The organism is Hydrogenophaga sp. (assembly GCF_018780075.1).
Taxonomy (GTDB): domain Bacteria; phylum Pseudomonadota; class Gammaproteobacteria; order Burkholderiales; family Burkholderiaceae_C; genus Hydrogenophaga.
Map to the genome: position 1 here is coordinate 1 of NZ_JADMKB010000129.1, position 20,378 is coordinate 20,378.

The following is a 20,378-nucleotide window of genomic DNA, read 5'->3' on the forward strand; positions in this document are numbered from 1 at the left end:
CGTTCGGGCCGTGCGCGTTGCTCTTGGGGCCGAGCACGCCGCAGACCATCATCTGCGCGCTCGGAAAGCCCTGGCTGAGCATGTTCATGAGCGGGATGGTGCCGCCCTGACCGATGGTGCCGCAGGCGGCGCCGAAGTGGGCCTGCGAGGCGCTTTGCAGCGCGTCCTCGAACCACGGCGTGGTGGCCGGGGCGTTCCAGCCGGTGGCCGCGCCCTCGCCTTCAAACGTCACCTTGGCCTGGTAGGGCGCGTTGTCTTCCAGCAAGGCCTTGAGCTGTTGCACGGCGGCGGGGGCGTCCACCAGCGGCGGCAGGCGCAGGCTGAGCTTGAAGGCGGTGTAGGGCCGCAGCACGTTGCCGGCGTTCTGCAGCGTGGGGAAACCATCGGCCCCGGTGACGCTCAGCGTGGGCCGCCAGGTGCGGTTGAGCAGGGCCTCCACCGGGTCGGTGGTGGTGGGCAGGGCGAACACGCTGGAACCGCCACAGTCGTGGTGCGCCCAGGGGAAGCGTTTGTAGAGTTCCTCGCCCAGGACGGCGGCCGTGGCCTGTGCCTGCGCCAGCCGCTCGGCCGGCACCTCACAATGAAAGCTCGCGGGCAGCAGGCGGCCGGTGGCGCTGTCTTCGAGACGGTCCAGCACCTGCCGCATGATGCGAAAGCTCGACGGCACCAGGCCCGAGGCGTCGCCCGAGTGGATGCCTTCGGTGAGGACCTCCACCTTCAGCACGCCGCTGGCCATGCCGCGCAGGCTGGTGGTGAGCCAGAGCTGGTCGTAGTTGCCGGCGCCGCTGTCGAGGCAGATCACCAGGCCCACGTCGCCCAGCCGCGTGCGCAGCGCGTCCACGTAGGGCAGCAGGTCGGCCGAGCCGCTTTCTTCGCAGGTTTCGATCAGGCCGACGATGCGCGGGTGGGCCACGCCCTGGGCCTTGAGCGCCTGGACGGCCGCGATGCTGGCGTAGACCGCGTAACCGTCGTCGGCACCACCGCGGCCATACAGCTTGCCGTCGTCGATCTTGGGCGTCCAGGGGCCGAGGTCGCTGCGCCAGCCGGTGAACTCGGGCTGCTTGTCGAGGTGGCCGTACATCAGCACGGTCTGGCCGGAGGCGGGCGCGGGCGTCCCATCTTTGCCCGCGCTGGCCGGCACGTCAAAGAACAGCACCGGCGTGCGGGGTGTGCCGTGGGCATCGTTGAGCCGAACGATCTCCAGCGTGAGGCCCTCGACGGCCTGCGCGCGCACCCAGTCGGCGGCGGATTGCAGCACGCGCTCCAGCAGGCCGTGCGCCGCCCAGTCGGGGTCGAACATCGGCGACTTGGCGGGCACTTCGATGTAGCGCACCAGCTCGGGCACGATGCGCTCTTGCCAGGCCGCGTCCACATGGGTCTGCAACGCGCTGGCGTCCAGCGGCAACGGTTGGGGCAGGCGTGCGTTCATGGCGTTGATCTCCAGATCGGGCCTGGCGGCCCACGATCAACAAGTATAGGCAGGCGAGCCGCCACACCGTGTCACGAGGCCATCGCCGCGCGTGGTCATCTCATTGACGGGCGAAGGGCGCTCAGCCCGGCGCCGCCGCGTCCGTCAACCGGAACACCCGGACCACCTGGGCCAGACCGGCCGCCTGGTCTTTCAGGCTCTCCGCGGCCGCGGCACTCTGCTCCACCAGCGCGGCGTTCTGCTGCGTCATCTGGTCGAGCTGCGTCACCGCGACATTGACCTGCGCGATGCCCTGGCTCTGTTCGGCCGTGGCCGAACTGATCTCGCCCATGATGTCGGTCACCCGCTGCACGCTGGCCACGATCTCGTCCATGGTCGATCCGGTGCCGGCCACCAGGCGCGTGCCGGCATCGACCTTGTCCACGCTGGTCCCGATCAGGGTCTTGATTTCCTTCGCCGCTTCGGCGCTGCGCTGCGCGAGGTTGCGCACCTCGGCCGCCACCACCGCAAAGCCGCGGCCCTGTTCACCCGCCCGCGCCGCTTCCACCGCGGCGTTCAGCGCCAGGATGTTGGTCTGGAAGGCGATGCCGTCGATCACGCCGATGATCTCGCTGATCTTCTGGCTGCTCTGGTTGATCTGGTCCATGGTCGTGACCACCTCGGCCACCATGGTGCCCCCGCGGCGCGCGATGCTGGCGGCCGATTCGGCCAGCTGGTTGGCGGTGCGCGCGGCGTCGGCGCTGTGGCGCACGGTGCTGGTGAGCTCCTCCATGCTGGCCGCCGTCTCCTGCAGGCTCGACGCGGCCTGTTCGGTGCGGGCCGAGAGGTCCTGGTTGCCGCTGGCGATCTCCACCGACGCGGTGGTGATGCTGTCGGTGGCATTGCGCACCTGGCCCACCGTCTGGCGCAGCGACGACACCATCTCACCCAGCACCGCCAGCAGGCTGCCGGCGGGCGCGTGGCGCAATTCCACGGCCAGGTTGCCGTTTGCCACGTCCTTCATCACCGCCACCGCCTCGACAGGATCGCCACCGATCTGGCGCGTCACGCTGCGCAGGGTCGCCCAGCCGATGCCACCAATGACCAGCAGCGCCGCCAGGCCCACCCCGAGGTTGGTGAGGATCGCCTGGCGCACCTGCACGTCGAGGTCGTCCGTGTACAGGCCCGAACCCACCATCCAGTTCCAGCCGTCGACCTGAATCACGTACTGCAGCTTGGGAACCGGCGCGGTGCCACCGGGCCGCGGGAAGTTGGTCTGCACAAAAGCGCGTCCGTTGCCGCTGTGGCGAAGGCCCTTGATCAAGGCCTCGATGATGTCCACGCCGTTGCCGTCCTTGACCTTGCCAATCATGTCCTGACCGGCCCATTCGGGCTTGAGAGGGTGCATCACGCCAGCGCCCGCCAGCGACCAGATGTAGTAATAGTCTTTGCCCTCAGCGCCGTAGCGCGCCATGCGCAAGGCCTCCTGGGCGGCCCGCTGGGCCTCGGCCTCGGTCATCTTGCCGGCGGCAGCCTGGGCACGAAAACCTTCCACGATGGTGTGCGCCGACTGCACGCCGGTGACCAGCTGACCCTGCAGCCCTTCGGTGATCTGCCTGCGCGACTGCACCACCGACAAGCTGGCGATGACGGCGATGCCGACGACCGCAAAAAGCAACAGCGTGATGATTTTCTGGCGAAAGCTCAAGTTGTGCAGCATGGTGATGTTCGGTTGACGATGACAAAACGGGTCAGGCCTGCAAGCGGAACACCTGCACCACCTGGGACAGGCGGGAGGCCTGGTCCTGGAGGCTCGCGGCCGCAGCCGCGCTCTCTTCCACCAGCGCGGCGTTTTGCTGCGTCATCTGGTCGAGGTGGTTCACGGCGGTGTTGACCTGGCCGATGCCGCTGCTCTGTTCACCGCTGGCGGCGGTGATCTCGCCAATGATGTGGGCCACGCGCTGTGCGTTGGCGACCACCTCGTCGATGGTGTGGCCCGCTTCGGCCACCAGGCGGGTGCCGGCATCGACCTTGTCCACGCTCGCGCCGATCAGGCCCTTGATCTCTTTGGCCGCCTCGGCGCTGCGCTGCGCCAGGTTGCGCACCTCGGCCGCCACCACCGCAAAGCCTCGGCCCTGCTCGCCCGCGCGGGCGGCTTCCACCGCAGCGTTCAACGCCAGGATGTTGGTCTGGAACGCGATGCCGTCGATCACGCCGATGATGTCGCTGATCTTTTTGCTGCTGTGGTTGATCTCGTCCATGGTGGCCACCACCTGGCCGACCACCTGGCCGCCGCGCGCGGCGACTTCGGCGTTGGCCACGGCCATCTCGCTGGCCTGGCGGGCGGCGTCCGCGCTCTGGCGCATGGTGCTGTTGAGCTGCTCCATGCTGGCGGCGGTCTGCTGCAGGCTGCTCGCGGCCTGCTCGGTGCGGGCGCTCAGGTCCTGGTTGCCCGAGGCGATCTCCGCCGACGCGGTGTGGATGCTGTCGGTGGCGCTGCGCACCTGGCCCACGGTGGTCTGCAGCGACGACTGCATCGTGCGCAGGGCCTCCATCATCGACGCGGTCTCGTCGCGACCGTCGATCTCGATGCGGCGCGTCAGGTCGCCCGCGGCGATGGCCGAGGCCAGTTCGCGCGCGCGGTCCAGGGGGTTGCAGATGCTGCGCAGGTTGAGCCAGGTGAACGGCACCAGCAGCAGGCCCACCCCGGCGAGCACGCCCAGGTTGAGCAGCGTGGCCTGGGTCGTGCCGTCTTCGCGCTGGGTGCGCGCCTCGGCGGCGTCCGCATCGAGCACCTCGGCGGTCTTGAGCAGCGTGGCGTCGAGCGCACGCATGTGCGCCTTGGCGTTGCCCAGCATCTTGTCGGCCGTGTGGCTGTTGTCGTACGCGCCGTCTTCCACCTGCAGCACGATCTGCTGGGTCGACTTGGCGTAGGCCGCCAGGCTCGCCAGCGCCTCGCCGATCAGCGGCGCTTCTCTATCGTTCGCGTCGGCCCGCATCGCTTCCAGCTGCTGCTGCGCCGCCGCCACCGCCGCGGTCCAGCGGTCCCGGTGCTGGTTGAGCGTGATGCGGTCGTCGTAGTAGATGATCATGTCCTTTTCCGCCCGGTTGACATCCCCGACCTGGCGGTTGACGCTGCTCAGCGCGTGCGACCGCTGCAGCGAGCGGGTGATGAACTGATCGGTGCGCTCGCTCTGCTGCCACATCGACAGCACGCCCGTCGCGGCCACGAGGCACACCAGGACCAGCATGAGCACCACCATGCCGATCAGGCGGGTGCGGATGCGAAAACGGCGCATGGCGTGGATGAGCGGGTTCATGCGTGCTCCTTCGAGGGGGACAACCGGAACGTGGCGACCACGCTGGCGAGCTGGATGGCCTGTTCCTTCAGGCTCTGGGCCGCCGCCGCGCTCTCTTCGACCAGCGCGGCGTTCTGCTGCGTCATCTGGTCGAGCACGCCGACCGCCGTGTTGACCTGGCCGATGCCTTGCGACTGTTCGTTCGCGGCGGTGGTGATGTCGCTGATGAAGGCCGCCATCTTCTCGGCGTTGGCCACGATCTCGCCGATGGTGCTGCCCGCGTCGGCCACCAGGCGGCTGCCGGCATCGACCCGGTCCACGCTGGCCCCGATCAGATCCTTGATTTCTTTCGCCGCCTCGGCGCTGCGCTGGGCCAGGCTGCGCACTTCACCGGCCACCACCGCGAAGCCCCGCCCCTGTTCACCGGCCCGCGCGGCTTCCACCGCGGCGTTCAGCGCCAGGATGTTGGTCTGGAACGCGATGCTGTCGATCACGCCGATGATGTCGGCGATCTTCTTGCTGCTGTGGTTGATCTCGTCCATGGTGGCCACCACCTGGCCAACCACGCGGCCGCCGCGTTCGGCCACCTGGGCGTTGATCACCGCCATCTGGCTGGCCTGGCTGGCGGCGTCGGCGCTCTGGCGCACGGTGCTGTTGATCTGCTCGATGCTGCTCGCGGTCTGCTGCAGGTTGCCCGCGGTCTGCTCGGTGCGGTTGGACAGGTCCTGGTTGCCCGAGGCGATCTCCGCGCTCGCGGTGCTGATGCTGTCGGAGGTGTTGCGCACCTCGCCGACGATGCGCGCGAGGCTGTCCTGCATGCCGGCCAGGGCCTGGGTGAGGCGGGTCAGTTCGTCCTTGCCGCGGACGTGGATGCGTTGCGTCAGGTCGCCTTCGGTGATGGCCGTGGCCAGTTGCTGAGCTTCGCTCAGCGGCTGGCAGATGCTCTGCATGTTGATCAGCGTGGTGGGCACCACCACAAGCGCCGCCAGGGCGAGCGCGAGGGCGAACCACATCTTGGTCTGGTCGCTCGCGGCCTTTTCCTCGGCCAGCAGCGTGTCGGCTTCGGCGGCCACGACGGCCTCGATCTTCTTGATGTCGACCTGCAACAGGTCGAAACGTTCGTGGGCCCGGGCCAGCATGCGGTTGGCCACGGTGGCGCTGTCGTAGCCACCGGTCTTGATGTTGGCCACCACCGGCTCGACCGCTGCGGAGTAGTCTTTGAGTTTGCCCTCCATCTCGCGCAGGATCACATTGTCCTCGTCTTCATCGCCTTCCAGCATGGCGGCGATGTGCCGGCCGATCTCGGTACGCGACTTTTCCCACTTCATGTTGGCCAGCGAAAGCTGCTCGGGCGATTCGTACTGGATCACCATGTCTTTCTCGTGCCGGCTCAGGTCGGCCAGCGCCAGGCGCAGGCGGGAGAGTTCGATGGTTTCCTGGTAGGCGTGACCGACGAAGTGCTCGCTGAGCGCATGCAGCCGCTGCATGCCCCACAGTCCGGCGCTGCCCACCAGCAGCAGCAAGGCGAGCACGACACCGATCGCACCGATCATGCGAACACGAATGGACAACAGGCGCATGATGGGTTGGAGCGACATGTGTGGAATCCGAATGAGAAGTTGAGAAGGAAACAGTGCGCCCTGCCGCTCACCAGGCGCGCGCGGGTCTGAACACCTGGACCGCCTGGGTGAGGCGCTGGGCCTGGGGGTTGCCGCCCACGCGGACAGAAGAAGAAGGGCCGCTCATGGCAACTCCCAGGTCAGAAACGAAGCAAGGGCCGCCGTCAGGTTCCGCTGCGGTGGTCGTGGTGGGGTGATCAGAAGCTTTCCCAATCGCCTTCGGAGGTGGCGCTGGCCACCACCTTGGTGGCGGGGACGGCCGGCGCCGTCGGCAACGGTGCAGGGCGCTTGAGTTCGGTCGCTGCGGCCGGCGCCCGGGGCGGGGTGTCGCGGACGACCGGGTGACCCTTGACCGCGAGGGGGGCAGGGGCCCGGGGTGCGGGCGCTGCGGGCGCCATGGGCGCGGCGGCGTGCGGGGTGCTGCTGCTCGCCCCGTCGATGCGGAAGATCTGAATCACCTGTGCGAGCTTGCTGGCCTGCTCCCTGAGGCTCTCGGCGGCGGCGGCACTTTCTTCCACCAGCGCCGCGTTCTGCTGCGTCATCTGGTCCAGCTGCGTGACCGCCACGTTGACCTGGCCGATGCCGTCGCTCTGCTCGCCCGAGGCCGCCGTGATCTCGCCAATGATGTCGGAGACGCGCTGCACCGAGCCCACGATCTCGCTCATGGTCTGGCCCGCATCGGCCACCAGGCGCGTGCCGGCATCGACCTTGTCCACGCTCGCGCCGATCAGGCCCTTGATCTCTTTGGCCGCCTCGGCGCTGCGCTGCGCCAGGTTGCGCACCTCGGCCGCCACCACCGCGAAGCCCCGGCCCTGTTCACCGGCTCGCGCGGCTTCCACCGCCGCGTTCAAGGCCAGGATGTTGGTCTGGAACGCGATGCCGTCGATCACGCCGATGATGTCGCTGATCTTCTGGCTGCTGTGGTTGATCTCCTCCATCGTGGTGACCACCTGGCCCACCACCTGGCCGCCGCGCACGGCGATCTCCGAGGCCGAGGCCGCGAGCTGGTTGGCCTGGCGTGCCGCGTCGGCGCTCTGGCGCACGGTGGCGGTGAGCTCTTCCATGCTGGCCGCTGTCTGCTCCAGGCTGCTGGCGGCCTGCTCGGTGCGGCTGGACAGGTCCTGGTTGCCCGAGGCAATCTCCGCGCTCGCCGTGCCGATGCTGTCGGTCGCCTGGCGCACCTGCACCACGGTCTTGTGCAAGGCGTCTTTCATCGTGCCCAGGGAGCGCAGCAGATCGCCCAGCTCGTCTTTGCGGTCGGTGCTCACGACCTGCATCAGGTCACCTTCGGCCACGCTGCGTGCCACCGTCGACGCCTGCGCCAGCGACAACGCCACCTTGCGCAACACCAGCCACGACAGCCCGACCACCACACCCGCCGCGACCAGGGACAACAGACTCAACAGCCAGTGCATCCGGGTCGCCGAAACCTCCCCGGCCTGGGCTGCCTGAGCCGAGTGCGCCACCAGCCCGGCCTGCGCCGTCTTGAGCGACTGGGTCAGGGCGGCATAGGCCTCGTCGGCCCCTTGCATGGCCGCCACGCCTGTGTTGGCATCGACCGAGGCCAGATCGATCGCCATGTCGGTTTTTTTGGCATAGCTGACCAGCTGCGCTTGCGCCGCTTCCATGTCGGGGCGCAACGGGCTGCCCGCTTCTTCCTTCGCAATCTGCGTCGCCAAGGTGCCCATCATGGCTTCGCTTTTGGCGGCGACGTCTTTGCGTTTGGCAGCGATCGTGGCCTCGTCCAGCGAACCGATGATGGTCATCATCCGGTAGACCTTCACATGCACCTGGTTCACATCGTCCTGCAGCGCGCCAAGAATGCGCACCTCTTCCATGTGTCCACTGAAACTGGTCACCGCTTGCGCGTTGGACCGGCTCAGCAAATAGGAGTCCAGCTGCCCGGTGGCCAGCACGACGGCGGCCGTGAGCACGGGCGCGAGGAGGAGCTTGTGGCCCAGTTTCATGAGGTGTCCTAGAGAAGGTTCGGGGCGCTGCCGAGGGGAAGCGGTTTACTTGTAGATGCCGCCGCAGACCACGGACTCGTCCAGCTTCTCGCAGTACATCGACTTGGGCTCGATCTTCTTGGTCTCGGGGTTGGTGAACTTGTAGTCCTGCCAGAAAGTGGCTTTGGTTTTGGCCATTTCGACACGCTCCTTCACAAAGGGCTTGCCGTCGATGTCCTTGAGCTCGATCAGGTTCTTGCCGATCATTTTTTCGTTGGCGCCGTGCGCGTGCACCATGCCGTCCAGGCCGTAGACCACGAGGTAGAGGTCGTCCTTCTTGAACTGGCTGGTCTTGCTGCTGATCTCGGCGTGGCCCTTTTCCTTGCCATTGGCCTTGATGAAGGACACGCCTTTCTTGACCATGGCGGTGGCGTCATCGGCGGTGGCTTCGGCGTGGGCAACGAACGGGGTCATCAGCAGAGCGACGGCGGTGCAGGCACCGAGCAAGTGGCGAACGGTTTTCATGAGAATCTCCAGGGTTGAAAGGGACGGGTTGGGGGGAACGGACAGCGGGATCACGAGCTCAAAAACTTTCCCATTCACCCTCGGCACCGGCGGCAACGAGGGCCTTGACGGGGACCTGGGTGGCCGACGGCCTGGTGGGCGGTGGCGCGGCCGGGCGCTGGGGCACGGCAGCCGGTGGTGCAGCAACGCGGGCCTGCGTCGCGGGCGCGGGCTTGATGGCGGGCGGCTGCGCTGCGCCAGGGCGCTGCAACGGCGCGTGACTGTGCAAGGGCGCCGCCCCGTCGGTGCGGAAGATCTGAATCACCTGTGCGAGCTTGCTGGCCTGCTCCCTGAGGCTCTCGGCGGCGGCGGCACTTTCTTCCACCAGCGCCGCGTTCTGCTGCGTCATCTGGTCCAGCTGCGTGACCGCCACGTTGACCTGGCCGATGCCGTCGCTCTGCTCGCCCGAGGCCGCCGTGATCTCGCCAATGATGTCGGAGACGCGCTGCACCGAGCCCACGATCTCGCTCATGGTCTGGCCCGCATCGGCCACCAGGCGCGTGCCGGCATCGACCTTGTCCACGCTCGCGCCGATCAGGCCCTTGATCTCTTTGGCCGCCTCGGCGCTGCGCTGCGCCAGGTTGCGCACCTCGGCCGCCACCACCGCAAAGCCCCGGCCCTGCTCGCCCGCGCGGGCGGCTTCCACCGCCGCGTTCAAGGCCAGGATGTTGGTCTGGAACGCGATGCCGTCGATCACGCCGATGATGTCGCTGATCTTCTGGCTGCTGTGGTTGATCTCCTCCATCGTGGTGACCACCTGGCCCACCACCTGGCCGCCGCGCACGGCGATCTCCGAGGCCGAGGCCGCGAGCTGGTTGGCCTGGCGTGCCGCGTCGGCGCTCTGGCGCACGGTGGCGGTGAGCTCTTCCATGCTGGCCGCTGTCTGCTCCAGGCTGCTGGCGGCCTGCTCGGTGCGGCTGGACAGGTCCTGGTTGCCCGAGGCAATCTCCGCGCTCGCCGTGCCGATGCTGTCGGTCGCCTGGCGCACCTGCACCACGGTCTTGTGCAGCGAGTCTTTCATCGCGCCCAGGGAGCGAAGAAGGTCGCCCAGCTCGTCTTTGCGGTTCGTGTGCACGTGTCCGTTCAGATCGCCTGCGGCCACCGCGGTGGCAATGCCCACCGCCTCGTGCAACGGCACCGTCACCGAGACCGTGATCCGCCAGGCCACCAGGCTGGCCAGCAGCAACGCCAGCGCCGCCAGCGTCATGATCAGCATCTCCTGGCGACTGGCCGCTTCTTTGGACGCCTCGACAGCAGCTGTGACCAGCTCACGTTCGTAGACCTGCAGCTGCACCATGGTGTCGGTGTAGCGGTTGGCGGCGGGCAACAACGCCGAGTCCAGTTGCTGGGCCGCGGCGTCGATTTCACCGCTCTTGAGCGCGTCGAAGTAGGTCTTGCGCACGGCGATGTATTCGGCGCGGCGATCGGCGATGTCCTTCAGCAGGGCCTTGCCCTTGTCGCTGGTGATTTCGGCGTCCAGCGTCTTCTGCAGCTCGTTGATGCGCTCGGTGGTCTGCGCGATCAGCGGCTTGAAGTAGGCGTCCACCTCGGGGTTGGCCCCCGATTTCGCGAGACCCAGCACGCGATTGATGTTCAGGCGCGTGCTGGCCAGCCACTCGTCGGCCAACGCCGCGCGTTGATCCATCTCGACCACGTTTTCCGTGGCCCCCTGGGCAGTCTGCAGGCTGCTCCAGGCGACCGCGGTGATGGCCACCAGCAGCACCAGCACGCTGACAAAACCCAGCGTCAGCCGGTGTCCAATTTTGAGTTTTTCGAACATCATGATGTCCATCTAAGAATGGGGAATGAAAGGAGGCGAGCGCCGGGCGTTCACTGGAGGGAATTCGTGGTGTCCATGAGGCCCATGTCGGCGCTGCTCATGAGCGCTTCGATGTCCATCAGGATCAGCATGCGCTCGCCCACGCTGGCGATCCCCGTGATGAAGCCCGTGTCCACCGTGCTGTTCATCTCCGGCGCCGGCTTGATCAGGTCCCCGGCCAGCTCCAGCACGTCCGACACCGAGTCCACCACCGCCCCCACCACGCGACCGTGCACGTTGAGCACGATCACCACCGTGAAGCCGTTGTATTCCACCTTCTCGCACCCGAGCTTGATGCGCAGATCCACCACCGGCACGATCACCCCGCGCAGGTTCACCACGCCTTTGATGAAGCTCGGCGCGTTGGCGATGCGGGTGGGCTCTTCGTACGAGCGGATCTCCTGCACGCGCAGGATGTCGATGCCGTATTCCTCCGCCCCCAGGCGGAAGGTCAGGAACTCGGCGGCGGCGGCCTTCTGGCTGGCCATCGCACGCGCGCTGTTCGGGTGGCCAGTCTGGCCGGTGGGGAGGGTCGTGTCCATGGTGGTCGGTCCTTGAAAGACGGAAGAGGTCTATGGACTATCGACCGACCCGGCGCTGACTGAAGTCGGAATAAGCGCAGCAAAGCCCGTGCAAACCCGCTGCTTGGGGCCAGCCCGCATACGGAAGTACACGGTTTGACGCGCAGGCCCGCTTCAGCGGGACCCTTGGCCGAAGAAGGGACACCCCCAAAATGCCCACGGGCGCCACCAGGGCGCCCGCTCGGGTCGGAGGTGGGACCGCTCAGCCCCGCCGCCCGTCGCCCGCGAGACGGAACACGCTCACCGCGTGCACCAGTTGGTCGGCCTGGTTGCGCAGGCTGGCCGCGGCCGCGGCGCTTTCTTCGACCAGCGCGGCGTTCTGCTGCGTGGCCTGGTCCATCTGGCTCACCGCTTCGCTGACCTGGCCCATGCCGATGCGCTGCTCCTGGCTGGCCGCGCTGATGTCGCTCATGAGGCCCGACACCCGCTGGATCGACCCCACCACCTGGTTCATGGTGGCGCCCGCCCGATCGACCTCCGTCAGACCTTGCGCCACGTGACCGGCGCTGGAGGCGATCAGGCCCTTGATCTCTTTCGCCGCTTCGGCGCTGAGCTGGGCCAGGTGGCGCACCTCGCTGGCCACCACCGCGAACCCCCGGCCCTGGTCACCGGCGCGGGCGGCTTCCACCGCCGCGTTCAGGGCCAGCAGGTTGGTCTGGAAGGCGATGCCGTCCATCACACCGACGATGTCGCCGATCTTCTTGCTGCTGTCGCTGATGACCTTCATGGTCGCCACCGCCTGGAGGACCGCGTCGCCGCCCTGGCGGGCCAGCGCGCTAGCGGTCTCGGCCAGCAGGCTGGCCTGGCTGACGTTGTCGGCGTTGTGCGCCACGTTGCCGCCCATCTGTTCCATGGAGGCCGCCGTTTCTTCCAGCGCGCTGGCCTGCTCCTCGGTGCGCTGGCTCAGGTCCTGGTTGCCCTGGGCGATCTGGGCGCTCGCGGAGGCGACGCTGTCGGCGTTGTCGCGCACACCCGCCACGATGTGCTGCAGCTGGCTGCGCATGCGCTGCATGGCGGCCATCACGCTGCCGGGCGGGGCGGCGGCGGCACCCAGGTCCTGGCTCAGGTCGCCACGCGCCACGGCCTCGGCCGCCTCACGCACCTCGTGGGGCTCGGCGCCCAGGGTCTGCACCAGGTGGCTGATCACCCACCAGGCCACCGCCCCGCCCAGGACCACCGCCGCCACCGTGAGGGCCGCGATCGTGGCGAGCACATCACCGATGTCGGCCTGGCTGTTTTTGTAGGTCTGTTTGGACACGTCGAGCTGCACCTGGATCAGGCCGGACACCACGGCCTGCAGGGGGTCCAGCGCGGGGTACATGTCCTGCCCGGTGAACTGCCGCAGGGCGTCCAGGTCGCCGGCCGCCAGCAGGGCTTCCAGCCGCTTCACCTCGGCATCGGCCTTCTCGCGCAGCGGCCCCATGCGGGCGATCAGGCGTTTCTCTTCGGGCACCAGCTCGGTGGCGACGTACGCACTCCACTCGGTGCCGATGCCGCTCTTGGCCTGGGCAATCGCGGTCAGCGCGTCCTGCGGGCTCATGGTGCCGGCAGCGGCTTTGTGCGCCGCGTCCACGATGTTCACCGCGTACAGGTCGGCCACGGTCTTGAGCTGCGCGAGCGGGACGACCCGGTCGTTGTAGAGGCCGAGCATCGCGTTGCTTTGCTGGCGCGTGGCGTACGCGCCGATGGCGCCCACGCCGAGCATCATGGACACGAACACAGCGCACAGGATGAGCAACTGGGTGCGAACCCGCAGAGGCGTTTTCATGGTGTTCCTTTTCAGGGGTTGGAGGACACCGTCAACCGGTCAGGCACGCAGGCGGAACACCGCCACCGCCTGCACCAGCTGCTCGGCCTGGCCACGCAGGCTGGACGCAGCCGCAGCGCTCTCTTCCACCAGCGCGGCGTTCTGCTGCGTGGCCTGGTCCATCTGGCTCACGGCCTCGCTGACCTGGCCCACGCCGGCGCTCTGCTCGTTGCTGGCGCTGCTGATCTCGCCCACGATGTCGGTCACGCGGCGGATCGAACTCACCACCTCCTGCATGGTGCTGCCGGCGCGGTCCACCAGGGCGGTGCCCTGCTCCACGCGGTCCACGCTGGCCATGATCAGACCCTTGATCTCCTTGGCGGCTTCGGCGCTGCGCTGCGCGAGGTTGCGCACCTCGGCCGCCACCACGGCAAAGCCCCGGCCTTGCTCACCGGCACGCGCCGCTTCCACCGCCGCGTTCAGCGCCAGGATGTTGGTCTGGAACGCGATGCCGTCGATCACGCCGATGATGTCGTTGATCTTCTTGCTGCTGTCGTTGATGTCTTTCATGGTCTGCACCACCTGACCGACCACTTCGCCACCTTCCACCGCCACCGTGCTGGCGCTGGCAGCGAGCTGGCTGGCCTGGCGTGCGTTGTCGGCGTTCTGGCTGGCGATGGAGCCCATCTGCTCCATGGAGGCCGAGGTTTCTTCCAGCGCGCTGGCCTGCTGCTCAGTGCGGCTGGAGAGGTCGGCGTTGCCCTGGGCGATCTGGGCGCTGGCCGTGGCCACGCTTTCGGCGTTCTGGCGCACGTTGGCCACCACCTTGGCCAGGCTCTCCTGCATCGCCTTGAGGTGGGCCATCAGGCTGGTGCTGTCGCCTGGCCTGACGTCGACGCGAAAGCTCAGGTCGCCGGCCGCAACACTCTGCGCCAGGGCAGCAGCTTCGCCCGGCTCGGCACCGAGTTGACGCCGGATGGACCGCACCAGTGCGAACCCGAACAGCGCGGCGAACAACACACCCGCAACCACCGAAATGATCGAGACGGTTCGAATCGTGCTGTAGCGCGCGGTCGCGGCATTGAAGGCTTTCAGACTCTCGTCAATCTGCAGCTGGGTGAGGGCATTGATCCCGGTTTCGACCGGCACCGCCAGCGGGCGGATCTTCTCCGCCGTCAGGCGCTGCGCCTCCTTGAGATCGTTGGCGCTCAAAGCGGCCATGGTCGGCATCAGCCCCTGCTTCAAGAACGTGCTGCGGTCTTCGGTCAGCGCCTTCGCAAGCCGTTCTTCTTCCGCGGTCAGCTTGGTCGCCATGTAGGCCGTCCAGATCTTGTTGAGCGCAGCGATGTTGTTTTCGATCTCGGTGGTGCGTTCCTTGATGACCTCGGGTGTCGGGGTGACCATCGCGATGTTGACGGCCAGCCGGTTGCGCAACAGCAGCGCCCGGACCTCACTGAGTTGCCCGATCGGTACGGTTCGATCCTCATAGACTGACTTCAGCGCGTCGTTCGACATACCGATGCCGAAAATGCCCAAGCCACCGATGGCGATCAGCAGGGCCGACAAAACGCCGATCAACAGCGTCAATCGGACGGAAATTGTGAGTTTGTTCATGGTGATCTCTTCCGTTCTTTTTAGACAGCAGGTGCCCAATGGAGCAGCAATTACTGCAGGCTGTGCGCGCTGTGGTCCATGAGGCCCATGTCGGCGCTGCTCATGAGCGCTTCGATGTCCATCAGGATCAGCATGCGCTCGCCCACGCTGGCGATCCCCGTGATGAAGCCCGTGTCCACCGTGCTGTTCATCTCCGGCGCCGGCTTGATCAGGTCCCCGGCCAGCTCCAGCACGTCCGACACCGAGTCCACCACCGCCCCCACCACGCGACCGTGCACGTTGAGCACGATCACCACCGTGAAGCCGTTGTATTCCACCTTCTCGCACCCGAGCTTGATGCGCAGATCCACCACCGGCACGATCACCCCGCGCAGGTTCACCACGCCTTTGATGAAGCTCGGCGCGTTGGCGATGCGGGTGGGCTCTTCGTACGAGCGGATCTCCTGCACGCGCAGGATGTCGATGCCGTATTCCTCCGCCCCCAGGCGGAAGGTCAGGAACTCGGCGGCGGCGGCCTTCTGGCTGGCCATCGCACGCGCGCTGTTCGGGTGGCCAGTCTGGCCGGTGGGGAGGGTCGTGTCCATGGTGGTCGGTCTTTCAATTTGGAGGGGTTAGAAGCTTTCCCAGTCGTCGCTGGCGCCGCCACTGCGGGTGGGCACCGCCAGGGGGGGCGGGGCGATGGCTTTGGGTGTGCGGGGGACAACCGCCGGTCGCAGGGCACGGGCGGCGGGCGAGGCGGCCAGCTTCAAGGGCGTGACCCGGGGAAGAGGCTCCACGCGCGCGGCGGGTGCCGGCGCCGGCCTGGCCGTCGGGCCACCCGCGCCGGCGAGTTTGAACACACTCACCGCGTGCACCAGTTGCTCGGCCTGTTGCTGCAGGCTGCCCGCGGCCGCGGCACTTTCTTCGACCAGCGCGGCGTTCTGCTGCGTGGCCTGGTCCATCTGGCTCACGGCCTCGCTGACCTGGCCCACGCCGGCGCTCTGCTCGTTGCTGGCGCTGCTGATCTCGCCCACGATGTCGGTCACGCGCTGGATGGAGAGCACGATTTCCTGCATGGTGCTGCCGGCCTGGTCCACCAGCACGGTGCCTTGCTCCACGCGTTCCACGCTGGCGTTGATCAGGCCCTTGATCTCTTTGGCGGCTTCGGCGCTGCGCTGCGCCAGGTTGCGCACCTCGGCCGCCACCACCGCAAAGCCCCGGCCCTGCTCGCCCGCGCGGGCGGCTTCCACCGCCGCGTTCAACGCCAGGATGTTGGTCTGGAACGCGATGCCGTCGATCACGCCGATGATGTCGCTGATCTTCTGGCTGCTGTGATTGATGTCCTTCATGGTCTGCACCACCTGGCTCACGACCTCGCCACCCTGCACCGCCACCGTGCTCGCGCTGGTCGCGAGCTGGCTGGCCTGGCGCGCGTTGTCGGCGTTCTGGCTGGCGGTCGAGCCCATCTGCTCCATGGAAGCCGATGTCTCTTCCAGCGCGCTGGCCTGCTGCTCGGTGCGGCTGGAGAGGTCGGAATTGCCCTGGGCGATCTGGGCGCTGGCCGTGGCCACGCCGTCGGCACCCTGGCGCACCTCGGTCACCACACGGGTGAGGGAAGCCTGCATGTCCTTCATCGTGACCAGCAGGGGCGTGAATTCGTCGCGCGCGGTGTCTGCCACCGAGTGGGTCAGGTCGCCATCGCGCACACGCTCGGCCACGGCCTGTGTGAAGGCGACGCGGCGGCGCAACACCGAGGCCACATAGGTGGAGAACACCATCAGGACCACCAGAATGACCACCGCCAGCCCGGAAACCAGGTTGGCCGTCGTCAGCGCGTTTTGCTCAATCCGTTCGATGTCGCTGCCCAGCCCTTGGGTCTGGATCTCGCTGCCGCTGTGGAAGGCCTTGAGCAACTGATTGCGTGCGGGAATCGTCACGTCCACCAGGTAGGCAAAGGCCTCTTCCTTCTTGCCCTGCTGGATCAGGGCGATGTTGGCCTCGCCCACCTTCCAGAACCCGGCGATCAGCGGCGGCAATGTGGCGAAGTGCGCCTTGCCTTCGGCTGTAAACAGGCGTTTTTCGTAGGCCGCGAGCACCTCGTCCATGTGTTTGCGTTTGTCGGTGATGTACGCCAGGGTCTCCTGCTGCTCCTGGGGATTGCGCGCCAGAATGGCATGGCGGATTTGCAGCGAGACCTGGGTCACATTGAGTTCCATCTCGGCCATGGCGCTGACCTGCGGCACCCGGGTGCTCCCGGTGAAATCGGCCAGATCCGCGGCTTGGTGGAGGCTGGTGTAGGCATACACCCCCAATGCAGCCAGTGCCACGGAAATGGCGATGCTGACGGCGTAGAGTCGCCGGGCAATGCCGAACGTGAATCCTGGATTCATGATGTCTTGACCTTCTTGGAATTGGCGCTTGAAACAGGTGCCCACCCGGGCTAGCGCAAAGCCCGAAACGGTGCGAACAGACATCCTTTTGACCATACTCATCACGTGGAAAATAGGGGCTCGCTTGACAACTATCGACGTGAACGCCCTTGAATGAAGTGCGAAAAAAGCATGCGTTTGCCAACTTGTTCGCACTGTTTGCGTCCAAGTTGACGTCGCCCAGGTGTCGAGCGCCTGGTGGCCGCTCTGTTAATTTCGCACCATGAACGCGCACAACCCGCACCTGACCGCCACCGCCTGCATCGACAGCGCCCACCCTGCGGTGATGGCGTTCGCGCGCACGCACGCGCAGGGCGGCTCCGACCGCGAGCGGGCGGTGGCGCTGTACCAGGCGGTGCGCGATGGTCTGCGCTACGACCCCTACCGCATCGACCTCTCAGACCACGGCATGACCGCCAGCACCGCGCTGGCGCAAGGTTTCGGCTGGTGTGTGCCCAAGGCCGTGGTGCTGGCGGCCGTGGCGCGCGCGGCGGGCATCCCCGCGCGGCTGGGGTTCGCCGACGTGCGCAACCACCTCTCCACCGAGCGGCTGCGCCAGACCATGAAGACCGACGTGTTCGCCTGGCACGGCTACACCGAGCTGTGGCTGGATGGCGGGTGGCGCAAGGCCACGCCGGCCTTCAACATCGAACTGTGCGAGAAATTCGGCCTGCTGCCGCTGGAATTCAACGGCGTGGACGATTCGCTCTACCACCCGTTTGACCGCGCGGGCCAGCGCCACATGGAATACGTGGCCGAACGCGGCTGCTTCGACGATCTGCCGCTGGCGCAGATCCGGGCGACCTTCGCCGAGATCTATCCGCAATGGACACGGGGCGCCGGGTCGGGCAGTGCCGACTTCGCGGCGGACGCAGAGCGCGAAAACCGCCGTTGAAAGGCCTCAGCGACAGGCGTGGTCGCGCGCAGCGCAAAGGAAGTGGGCCGCCCCGGAGCGACATGCCTCAGCCCAGGATGCGGTGGAACCGGCTCCGCCGGGCCACTCGCATCGCCCCCTTGAGGGGGTCGCGCGCAGCGCGGCGGGGGTGGACCTATCCACTCGTGAACTTGAACACCGCGGTGCTGGCCAGCAGGTTGGGCGCGAAACGCACCTCGCGGCCCTCGTGCAGGCCGAAGCTGTCCTCGATGGTGAGGCTGTTGCGGCGCGCGAGCACCTCGAAGTCGTTGAAGGTGCCGACGCGGATGTTGGGCGTGTCGTACCACTCGTAGGGCAGGCGCTTGGTCACGGGCATGTGGCCCTGCAACACCGCCAGGCGGTTGGGCCAGTGCGCGAAGTTGGGGAAGGCCACGATGCCGATGCGCCCCACGCGGGCGGTCTCCCGCAGCATGGTCTGCGCGTTGCGCAGGTGCTGGAGGGTGTCGATCTGCAGCACGACGTCGAAAGCGTCGTCGCCGAACATGCTGAGCCCGCCCTCGAGGTTGAGCTGGAGCACATTGACCCCGCGCTTCACGCAGGCCAGCAGCTTGGCGTCGTCGATCTCCACGCCGTAGCCGGTGCACTGGCGCGTGGCCTGCAGGTGGGCGAGCAAGGCGCCGTCGCCGCAGCCGAGATCGAGCACGCGAGAGCCCGGCGGCACCAGACGGGCGATGCTCTGCATCACGTTGGGATCAGCCATGGGTCACCTCCCCGGCGACCGCTTTCGCCACCGTCTGTTCAAAGTAAGCCCGCACCGCCGCGTGGTAGCGCGGGTCGTCCAGCAGGAAGGCATCGTGGCCGTGCGGCGCATCGATCTCGGCGTAGCTCACCTCGCGCCGGTTCTCCAGCAGCGCCTTGACGATCTCGCGGCTGCGCGCGGGCGAGAAGCGCCAGTCGGTGGTGAAGCTCACCAGCAGGAACTTCGCCTGGGCGCGAGCGAGGGCGGTGCTCAGGTTGCCATCGTGTTCGCGCGCGGGATCGAAGTAGTCGAGCGCGCGGGTGATGAGCAGGTAGGTGTTGGCGTCGAAGTACTCGCTGAACTTGTCGCCTTGGTAGCGCAGGTAGCTCTCGATCTGGAACTCCACGTCCAGCGTCGAATAGCGGTAGGCCAGCTCGGCCGCGGCGGCGGGGTCGCTGGCGTCGGACGAACGCAGGGTCCGGCCGAACTTCTCGTTCATCACGTCGTCGCTCAGGTAGGTGATGTGGCCGATCATGCGGGCGATGCGCAGGCCGCGGCGCGGCAGCGTGCCTTCGCGCAGGTAGTGGCCGTCGCAGAAATCGGGGTCGGTCACGATGGCGCGACGCGCCACCTCGTTGAACGCGATGTTCTCGGCGGTGAGATTGGGCGCGCTGGCCACCACCACGGCGTGGCGCACGCGGTCGGGGTACTGCAGCGTCCAGCTCAGCGTCTGCATGCCGCCCAGGCTGCCTCCCATCACCGCGGCCAGCGTCTGGATGCCCAACACGTCGAGCAGGCGGGCCTGGGCGTTCACCCAGTCTTCCACCGTGACCACAGGGAAGTCGGCGCCCCAGGGCTGTCCGGTGGCGGGATTGGTGTGCGTGGGACCGGTGCTGCCAAAACAGGAACCGAGGTTGTTGACGCCAATGACGAACCAGCGGTCGGTGTCCACCGCCTTGCCCGGGCCGATCATGCTGTGCCACCAGCCCTCGCTGCGCGGCAGCGGCTGGCCGCGCTCGTCGGCGTGGAAACCGGCGACGTGGTGACTGGCGTTGAGGGCGTGGCAGATCAGCACCGCGTTGGAGCGGTCGGCGTTGAGCGCGCCGTAGGTTTCATAGACCAGCTCGTAGGCGGGCAGCTCGGCCCCGCTTTTCAGGGGCAGCGGCTCGGTGAAGCGCTGGGTTTGGGGCGTGACGATCACGGTGTGCACCTCGGGCCCGGCAAGGCCCAAAAACAAACATCCCGGTGCCGCAAGGTGCGAGACCGGGAGTCCCCCCTTTAGCGGTATTTGTAAAGCGCCCGCAATCCGGACAAATCGGCGCTGGAGGGCAGTATAAATTGAAGCAGACGCCTGCAGGCGCGCATCGCCTGTGGAACAGACAAAACCTGCCGTCGGATGGCGTTGTCGCGTCCCAACCACCGGTCTGGTCTCGCTGTTCTGCGGGAAGCCCATTTCATCACCCGATCTGCCCCCGACAGCGGCCGGCATGGGCGCTGCGCGGCCGTGGGCAGGCGTCCACCGTTCACTGTTGTTATTGCGCACCACGCCAGAAAGCGCCTCGAAGCGACCCCAAAAAAATCACTGGCGCCGGGGCATTCAGCGCATAATCCGCTGGCGAGCGTCTGAAAACCTCGCTTGACAAGTGATCGGTTGGTTTCGCGTGCTACAGGTTTGTTTGCTAACGGGGCTCCATCGCTATTTTTTTCAGTGTTATTAGGAGTCCCAACCATGGGCAACAAACTGTACGTGGGCAACCTGC

At 67.2% G+C, this 20,378-nt stretch carries 15 protein-coding genes and 1 riboswitch; of the genes, 1 reads left to right on the forward strand and 14 read right to left on the reverse strand.

Going from position 1 to position 20,378, the window contains the following annotated elements; genetic code table 11:
- The 12 genes from IV088_RS20620 to IV088_RS20675 form a co-directional block, all read right to left on the reverse strand.
- A partial coding sequence (locus IV088_RS20620) for a M20/M25/M40 family metallo-hydrolase (RefSeq protein WP_291105800.1) occupies positions 1–1,429 on the reverse strand: 1,429 nt, incomplete at its 3' end.
- 121 nt (positions 1,430–1,550) lie between these two features.
- Positions 1,551–3,128 (reverse strand): methyl-accepting chemotaxis protein, encoded by a 1,578-nt coding sequence (locus IV088_RS20625; RefSeq protein ID WP_291105802.1) that lies wholly within the window; start codon positions 3,126–3,128, stop codon positions 1,551–1,553.
- A 31-nt stretch (positions 3,129–3,159) separates the two neighbouring features.
- Complete coding sequence (locus tag IV088_RS20630) at positions 3,160–4,728, reverse strand: methyl-accepting chemotaxis protein (RefSeq protein ID WP_291105803.1); 1,569 nt, start codon at positions 4,726–4,728, stop codon at positions 3,160–3,162.
- Entirely contained in the window at positions 4,725–6,305 is a 1,581-nt protein-coding gene (locus IV088_RS20635; RefSeq protein ID WP_291105804.1) for a methyl-accepting chemotaxis protein, read from the reverse strand. The genes IV088_RS20630 and IV088_RS20635 overlap by 4 nt, the downstream gene beginning before the upstream one ends.
- 218 nt (positions 6,306–6,523) lie before the next feature.
- Complete coding sequence (locus tag IV088_RS20640; protein WP_291105805.1) at positions 6,524–8,293, reverse strand: methyl-accepting chemotaxis protein; 1,770 nt, start codon at positions 8,291–8,293, stop codon at positions 6,524–6,526.
- A gap of 45 nt (positions 8,294–8,338) precedes the next feature.
- Positions 8,339–8,797 carry a cache domain-containing protein gene (locus IV088_RS20645; RefSeq protein WP_367171601.1) on the reverse strand — a complete coding sequence of 153 codons (459 nt, stop codon included), beginning with the start codon at positions 8,795–8,797 and terminating at the stop codon, positions 8,339–8,341.
- A gap of 58 nt (positions 8,798–8,855) precedes the next feature.
- Positions 8,856–10,628, reverse strand: a complete 1,773-nt coding sequence (locus IV088_RS20650) for a methyl-accepting chemotaxis protein (protein WP_291105806.1) — start codon at positions 10,626–10,628, stop codon at positions 8,856–8,858.
- Positions 10,629–10,666: 38 nt separating this feature from the next.
- Complete coding sequence (locus tag IV088_RS20655) at positions 10,667–11,143, reverse strand: chemotaxis protein CheW (protein WP_291105818.1); 477 nt, start codon at positions 11,141–11,143, stop codon at positions 10,667–10,669.
- A 295-nt stretch (positions 11,144–11,438) separates the two neighbouring features.
- The gene (locus IV088_RS20660; protein WP_291105808.1) at positions 11,439–13,004 is read right to left on the reverse strand and encodes a methyl-accepting chemotaxis protein; all 1,566 of its coding nucleotides are present in this window, start codon (positions 13,002–13,004) and stop codon (positions 11,439–11,441) included.
- A 39-nt stretch (positions 13,005–13,043) separates the two neighbouring features.
- Complete coding sequence (locus IV088_RS20665; protein ID WP_291105809.1) at positions 13,044–14,597, reverse strand: methyl-accepting chemotaxis protein; 1,554 nt, start codon at positions 14,595–14,597, stop codon at positions 13,044–13,046.
- A 50-nt stretch (positions 14,598–14,647) separates the two neighbouring features.
- Positions 14,648–15,127: a chemotaxis protein CheW gene (locus tag IV088_RS20670; protein WP_291105819.1), complete on the reverse strand. Its 480-nt coding sequence runs from the start codon at positions 15,125–15,127 to the stop codon at positions 14,648–14,650.
- A gap of 81 nt (positions 15,128–15,208) precedes the next feature.
- Positions 15,209–16,966 carry a methyl-accepting chemotaxis protein gene (locus IV088_RS20675; protein WP_291105811.1) on the reverse strand — a complete coding sequence of 586 codons (1,758 nt, stop codon included), beginning with the start codon at positions 16,964–16,966 and terminating at the stop codon, positions 15,209–15,211.
- A 262-nt stretch (positions 16,967–17,228) separates the two neighbouring features.
- On the opposite strand from IV088_RS20675, the gene IV088_RS20680 reads away from it, so the two are divergent.
- Complete coding sequence (locus tag IV088_RS20680) at positions 17,229–17,900, forward strand: transglutaminase family protein (RefSeq protein WP_291105812.1); 672 nt, start codon at positions 17,229–17,231, stop codon at positions 17,898–17,900.
- Positions 17,901–18,054: 154 nt separating this feature from the next.
- Here IV088_RS20680 and metW read toward each other — a convergent pair whose 3' ends face one another.
- Entirely contained in the window at positions 18,055–18,639 is a 585-nt protein-coding gene (gene metW, locus IV088_RS20685; protein ID WP_291105813.1) for a methionine biosynthesis protein MetW, read from the reverse strand.
- Positions 18,632–19,819, reverse strand: a complete 1,188-nt coding sequence (locus IV088_RS20690; protein ID WP_291105815.1) for a homoserine O-acetyltransferase — start codon at positions 19,817–19,819, stop codon at positions 18,632–18,634. Before IV088_RS20690 ends, metW begins: the two co-directional genes overlap by 8 nt.
- A 60-nt stretch (positions 19,820–19,879) precedes the next feature.
- Positions 19,880–19,950: riboswitch (SAM riboswitch) on the reverse strand.
- Positions 19,951–20,378 lie beyond the last annotated feature (428 nt).